The following is a 4,802-nucleotide window of genomic DNA, read 5'->3' as shown; positions in this document are numbered from 1 at the left end:
GGCGGGGTCAGCGGATGGTGGAGGAGGCAAAGGTGGGGGCGCCGGAGCCGAGGTAGAAGATGCCGGGGTAGGTCTCGAAGCCGTGGCTGGGGTTGCGGCGCAGGGTCGAGCCTTCGACCCGGAGGGTGCCGGTGCGGTTGTTGCTGACGAAGAAGACCGCCCCGCCGCCCTCGTTGGCGTCGTTGCCCTCGATGATCGTGCCGGCGATCCGTACCGAGAACTTGTCGCCGTCGCAGTAGATCGCGCCGCCGCTGCCGCCGCCGGGGGTGCCGGAGCGGGCCGGGTTGGCGCCGTTGCCGACCGCCTCGTTGTCCCGCAGCACGCTGTTGAGCACCACCCAGGAGACGCCGATGCTGCTCAGCGCGCCGCCGTTGGCGCAGGATCCGCCGGTGAAGGTGCTGTTGACGACGTACACCGGCTGGTCGTTGTGCTGGTCGAGCACGCGGATGGCGGCACCGCCGAGATCCGGGCCGGTGCGGTCGCAGCGGTTGCCGGCGAAGTGCGAGTTGACCACCTTGAACCGGCCACCCCGGACGAAGATCGCCCCACCGCCGCCGCCTTCGGTCCGTTGGCCGGTGGCGTCGCCGTCGACGAAGGTCAGGTTCTGCACGGTCAGTTGGGGATGGTCCTGGTCGTTGCAGTGCGACGTGGTCCAGCCCTGTAGGGCGTCGCAGGTGTTCATGTAGAGGATGCGCCGCTTGCCCTGCCCGCTCAGGGTGACCTTGCCACCGCCGTCGAGCACCACCTTCGGGCCGTTGGCGTTGCGTACCTTGGCGGTCGCCGTCATCTGGATGGTCACCGGGTCCGGGCCGCAGTCGAAGGTGATGATGCCGCCGGCCGCCACCGCCCGGACCACCGCGGTGGAGGTGCAGCTTGCGGGGGTGCCGGTGCCGACGGTACGGGTCGGCTTCGAGGTGTCGACCGCCCGCGCCTCGGCCGGTATGGCCGCCCCGCCCGACGGGTTGCCGGTGGGGCGGGCGCCCTGCGGCTTCGCCGGTGGCGTGGGGCTGGCACTGGCCTTGGGCGTGCCCAGGCCGGTCCGGGCCGGCGGGTTGGCCTGGGCGGTCGGCTGGTCGGCCTCCGCCGTCGGCGCGGCGGTGTCGGTGTCGAGCACCGGCGGCTGGGCGCTTCGGGGGTCGGCCCGTGGCACGGACGGACCACAGGCGGACAGGGTGGTGAGGGCGACGCCGAGTGCGACCACGGCGGCGAGGGGTCTCAGACGCACCCCGTGATGCTAGGCCCTGTGTCGAGGTTTTCGGTCGAGCCGAGCCTTCGCCAGGGTCAGGTGAGCGGGACGTGGTGCAGGTGCCGGCGGCGGCGCAGCCGGACGGCGAAGACCCCCGCCACCGTCACCGTCAGCAGCACGGTGACCACCAGCCCGTGCAGCAGGCCCCGGGTCAGGTAACCGTCGTCGGTGTGGTCCACCGCCCAGGTGCCGATCTCCCGACTGGACCAGAACGGGGTCAGCTTCGCCCCCGAACTGGCCGGGTCGAGCAGCATCTGCATCGCCACCACGGTGAGCAGCAGCAGGGTGCCCTCCAACTCGCGGGGCAGCAGGGCGCCGATCAGCATGCCGAACGGCGCGGCCACCGCCACGCAGCAGAGCATCGCCACGGCGATCCCGGCGTACCGCAGGTTGGTCGTGTCGAAGACGGTGAGCAGGAAGAACGGCACCGACACGGCCAGCCCGAGGACCCACAGGCCGAGCATCCGGCCGAGGTAGAGGTGATGCGGCCGGTAGCCGGCGAGCCGGAGCCGGGGTTCGATCTCGCGGGCGGCGCTGGTGGCGAAGAGCGCGGCGGTGCTGACCGCCCAGCTGATGCCGAGCAGCAGCGCGCGGATCGACTGCCCGACGTGGGAGTCCCGCCGGATCAGCCAGAACACCAACGGCATCAACAGCAGAAGCAGGAGTACGCCCCGACGGCGCGCCAACTCTCGCAGCGTCATCTCGGCCACGGTGACCAGCCGGTTCACGAGCGGCCTCCCGGTTGGGCAGTGGTCAGGTCGAGCACCACGTCGACCCGGTCGAGCTGGTTGAGCAGGTGGGTCACCACGACGATGGCCCGGCCCTCGTCGCGCAGCCGGATCAGCTGGTCCCAGAGGTTGACGTAGCTGCCCTGGTCGAAGCCCTGGTATGGCTCGTCGAGCAGCAGCACGTCCGGCTCGGCGAGGGTGGACATGGTGAGGTTCAGCTTCTGCCGCGTACCGCCGGAGAGGTGCCGGGCGAGCACGTCGCCCTCGGCGTCCCAGCCGAGATGCCGGGCGGCTGCCCGGCCGGCGCGACGGGCCGGCCCCCGTGCCACGCCCTGACCGGCGCCCACCAGCACGAAGTGCTCGTCGGGCAGCAGGAAGTCGGCGGTGCCGCCCTGCTGAGGGCAGTAGCCGAGCCGGCCGGAGACGCTGACCTCGCCGGCGTCGGGCGAGACCAGCCCGGCGCAGATCCGCAGGAAGGTGCTCTTGCCGCAGCCGTTCGCGCCGACCACGGCGGCGATCTGGCCGGCCCGTACGGTCAGCGACGCGTCGCGCAGCACCGTGCGTCGCCCGTACCGCTTGGTGATGCCTCGGGCATGCAGCCGGACCGGGCCGGGGCGCGGGCCGGGCGTGGTGCCGATGCTCTCCACGATCGCGGCGGCGTACGACGGCGGCGGGCCGAAGACCAGCCACGGGTCGCCTCCGCCCTCGCGCAGGTGCGTGGCGGCCTCGGCGACCACGTGCCGGGCGGCGTCGACCGCCACTCGGCGCTGGTGCAGCTCGGCCGCGAACGCCCGCAGCCACTCGTCGGCGTTCACCCCTCGACCCCCTTCGTGACGATGCCGGTCACCGGCGCCACGAACGCCAGCCAGGCGTTGCCGCCCTGGTGCAGCGCCGCCCGCCCGTCGTCGGTGAGCTGGTAGTACTTGCGGGCCGGACCCGATCCGCCCGCCCGCCACTGCGCGGTGACCAGGCCGGTGCGTTGCAGCCGCAGCAGCACCGGGTAGAGCGTGCCGCCCTGGATCGGCCCGACGCCCGCGGCGTCGAGCGACTGGGCGAGCTGGTAGCCGTAGGACTCGCCCTCTCGCAGCAGGGCGAGTACGCAGAGGTCGAGCACCCCGCGCAGCCATTGCCCACGACGGTCGGAATCCACCCGCCGAACCCTAGTGGCGCTATCTAGATGGCACAACTACCTAGCCGCAGTGGCCCGGCCCGGCTCAGCCGGTGATGATGTCGGAGATGACGACGGTGACGTTGTCCGGCGCGCCGGCCTGGTGGGCGAGCTTCACGAGTTGCTCGCCGCACTGCTGGCGGTCGGCGTGCAGGCTCAGCGTGGCGGCGATCGCCTCGTCGGCCACGTAGTCGGAGAGCCCGTCGCTGCACAGCAGCAGGCGGTCCCCGGCGGCGACCGTCACCATGCCCATCGTCGGCGGCGCGTCCGAGCCCTGCACCGCGCGGGTCACCAGGGACCGCTGCGGGTGGTGCCGGGCCTGCTCCGGGGAGAGCGCCCCCTGGTCGACCAGCGCCTGCACGAAGGTGTCGTCGCGGGTCAGCTGGCGCAGCTGGCCCGTGCGCAGCAGATAGCAGCGGGAGTCGCCGACCTGGGCGAGCACCAGCGTGTCCCCGGCGAGCAGGGCGGCGGTCAGCGTCGTACCCATGCCGTCGCGCGCGGGGTCGGCGGCGATCGCGGCGTGGATGCGCTGGTTGGCCGTGCTCACCACGGCCCGCAGCGCATCGGCGGCGGCGTCCGGCGTGGTCGGCGGGATCAGCTCGTCGAGGATCCGGATGACGATCTCGCTGGCCACCTCACCGGCGGGCAGCCCACCCATGCCGTCGGCCACCGCGACGAGGCGCTCGCCGGCAAGGGCCGAGTCCTCGTTGTTGGTGCGGACCAGGCCGATGTCGTTGAGGATGGCCGAGCGGAGGATCAGCGTCATGGGGTCAAGCTTGCCAAGAAGACCCTTCCCGCGTCTCTACGCACTACTGCGTAGGGTTGAGGAATGTTGCCGGTGTCCATGGTCGGGCGCGCCGGTGAGCTGGCTGAGCTGGACCGGGCCTGGTCCACCGTGGTCGGTGGCGGCCGCCGGTCGCCGGCTGTCGCCGTGATCACCGGCGGCGCCGGCGTGGGCAAGAGCCTGCTGGTCGCCGCCGCGCTGGACGGCTTCACCCCGCGGCCCGAGGTGATGCTCAGTGGCGCTGCCCGGGTGCACAGCCCCGCCCCGTACGACTGGTTGGCCGCCGTGCTGAGTGGGCGCGACACCAGCCGGCTCGACCTCCCGGCGGACGCGCTGGCCTGGCTCGCCCAGCAGCCGACCGCGCCACGCGAGCGCTACGCCCCCGGCACCCTGCTCCGCCTCGCCGTGCGTACCGTCCGGGTGCTGGTCGGTGCCGGCCCGGCGGTGCTCGTGGTGGAGGACCTGCACGCGCTCGACCCGGCCAGCCTCAACCTGGTCGGCGAGCTGGCCACCGCCGCCGGGCTGCCGGCCCTGCTGGTCGTCGCCACCAGGCCCGCGGCACACGCGGTCGCGCCGGAACTCGCCGGCCGCACCCTGGCCCGCCTCTGCGGGGTACGCGGCGCGGTGCGCCAGCACCTCGGGCCGCTGCGCCCGGCCGAGGTCGCCGAGGTGCTGACCCAGGTGTACGCCGGCCGCCCGCCCGGTGCCCGGCTGGTGCACGGGATCTGGCAGCGTACCGGCGGCAACCCGTACGCCCTCACCGAGCTGCTCGCCGCGCACGCCGGACAGGACCCGGAGACGTTGCTCGACCCACCCGCCCCGGCCGGTCAGGTCGGCCAGGTCGGCCAGGACCGCCAGCGATGCCGAGTCACCCGC

Annotated in this window: 6 protein-coding genes; 1 reads left to right on the top strand and 5 read right to left on the bottom strand. The window is 73.4% G+C overall.

The window, feature by feature from the left end:
• Positions 1-7 precede the first annotated feature (7 nt).
• The 5 genes from C1I95_RS31810 to C1I95_RS31790 form a co-directional block, all read right to left on the bottom strand.
• Positions 8-1,225, bottom strand: a complete 1,218-nt coding sequence (locus tag C1I95_RS31810; protein WP_111219545.1) for a RodZ family helix-turn-helix domain-containing protein — start codon at positions 1,223-1,225, stop codon at positions 8-10.
• A gap of 56 nt (positions 1,226-1,281) precedes the next feature.
• Complete coding sequence (locus C1I95_RS31805) at positions 1,282-1,974, bottom strand: ABC transporter permease (protein WP_111219543.1); 693 nt, start codon at positions 1,972-1,974, stop codon at positions 1,282-1,284.
• Entirely contained in the window at positions 1,971-2,789 is an 819-nt protein-coding gene (locus C1I95_RS31800) for an ATP-binding cassette domain-containing protein (RefSeq protein WP_111219541.1), read from the bottom strand. Before C1I95_RS31800 ends, C1I95_RS31805 begins: the two co-directional genes overlap by 4 nt.
• The gene (locus C1I95_RS31795; RefSeq protein WP_111219539.1) at positions 2,786-3,124 is read right to left on the bottom strand and encodes a PadR family transcriptional regulator; all 339 of its coding nucleotides are present in this window, start codon (positions 3,122-3,124) and stop codon (positions 2,786-2,788) included. The genes C1I95_RS31800 and C1I95_RS31795 overlap by 4 nt, the downstream gene beginning before the upstream one ends.
• Before the next feature lie 64 nt (positions 3,125-3,188).
• A complete protein-coding gene (locus C1I95_RS31790) occupies positions 3,189-3,908 on the bottom strand; it encodes a PP2C family protein-serine/threonine phosphatase (RefSeq protein ID WP_111219537.1) in 720 nt (239 codons plus the stop codon).
• 63 nt (positions 3,909-3,971) lie between these two features.
• Here C1I95_RS31790 and C1I95_RS31785 point away from each other — a divergent pair.
• The coding region (locus C1I95_RS31785) for an AAA family ATPase (RefSeq protein WP_111219547.1) at positions 3,972-4,802 on the top strand (831 nt) is incomplete at its 3' end.

The organism is Micromonospora craterilacus (genome assembly GCF_003236315.1).
GTDB lineage: Bacteria > Actinomycetota > Actinomycetes > Mycobacteriales > Micromonosporaceae > Micromonospora > Micromonospora craterilacus.
Note: the sequence above shows the minus strand (reverse complement) of the source record. Positions and strands in the feature narration are given on the sequence as shown.